Here is a 1,371-nt window from a genome sequence, read left to right on the forward strand (position 1 = left end):
AAGCATGCGTAATTGGGCTGACCCTGAACTGAGGTCGAGCTCCCGATAGGATCACAGGGCATCTGTGAACATGGGAGAATTCGAATGGAGTATTATGCTGGCTTGGATGTATCGCTGCGGTCGTGCGCGGTTTGCGTTGTCGACGGCAAAGGGGCGATTGTCTGTGAGCGAGAGCTGCCCTGCGAGATCGAAGAGATCGCGGGTTGTCTGACTGCACTTTCCTTTTCAATCGAACGCATTGGCTTTGAATCCGGCACATTAAGCCAGCATCTGTTCTACGGTCTTACTGCGGAAGGGTTCGATGTTGTCTGTATGGAGGCGCGTCAGGTGAGCGCCGCCCTATCGGCAATGCGCAACAAGACGGATCGGAATGATGCCCGCGGCATTGCCCAGATATTGCGGACGGGGTGGTTTAGCCCTGTTCATATGAAAAGCCGGGAGGCGCATGGCGTTCGGGCGCTTCTGAGCACACGGAAAGCCCTGCTGAGTAAGACCATTGATCTGGCCAACGAAGTGCGTGGTCTGCTGAAGATATTTGGCATACGTCTGCCGAAAACCGTGCAGCATGGCAGCTTTGACGGTGTGGTCCGGCCGATGATTGAGATGGACGACGTTTTGGCCCACGCCATGTTGCCGCTTCTGGATGCGCGGCTGGTTCTGTATCAGCACTTTCTGAAACTCGACCGCCGGGTCAAACGCGCGGCCAGTCAGGACGAGATCTGCATGCGCCTGATGACGGTTCCCGGCGTTGGCCCTATTGCCGCTCTCACCTTCAAGGCTGCCGTTGATGATCCCGCGCGGTTCAAAAGGTCTCGCACGGTGGCAGCCCACTTCGGCCTTACACCTCGAAGATACCAATCTGGCGAACAGGACAACCCAGGTCGGATATCGAAAGCCGGGGATCGAGACGTAAGGTCGACACTCTATGCCGCCGCAAACGCCTTGTTGATGCGGACGATGGCGGGCTCTCAGATCAAGTCATGGGGTATGCGCTTGATGCGTACCAAGGGACGTCGCCGCGCCGTTGTGGCTGTCGCGCGCAAATTAGCCGTCCTGCTTCACCGTATGTGGGCTGATGGCACTGAGTTCCGTTCAGAGAAGGTGGAGGGCACGGCATGATCTAAACGCCCAACACAAATCTGAACGGGGTCGTCCTCACCGGACGAGGTTCGTGGACAAAGCCGAAAATGTCTGCTGCGCCATCAAGCGCGTCCCAAAGCGAGGCTCTCCACCGCCAATCCGACACATGCATGCAGCGATGTCCCACGAGGCATCACCCAGACTGCGAAGAGAAGCGTGACCCGGATGAGTGACAACGGTCCCAAACAAAGAAGGAAAACGAGCTTGACCCAAATGCCCAATTAGAGAAGC

The 1,371-nt window shown here is 57.0% G+C and carries 1 protein-coding gene; it reads left to right on the plus strand.

The genetic code is table 11. The features are described from left to right. Window positions 1-84 precede the first annotated feature (84 nt). Entirely contained in the window at window positions 85-1,119 is a 1,035-nt protein-coding gene (locus tag KUV51_RS22065) for an IS110 family transposase (RefSeq protein ID WP_222523628.1), read from the plus strand. Window positions 1,120-1,371: the final 252 nt, after the last annotated feature.

The sequence above is a fragment of the Tateyamaria omphalii genome, from assembly GCF_019802125.1.
Classification (GTDB): domain Bacteria; phylum Pseudomonadota; class Alphaproteobacteria; order Rhodobacterales; family Rhodobacteraceae; genus Tateyamaria; species Tateyamaria omphalii_B.

Coding starts and splice junctions, on each gene's coding strand:
- KUV51_RS22065 (WP_222523628.1), top strand. CDS start 85: ATGGAGTATTATGCTGGCTTGGATGTATCGCTGCGGTCGTGCGCGGTT.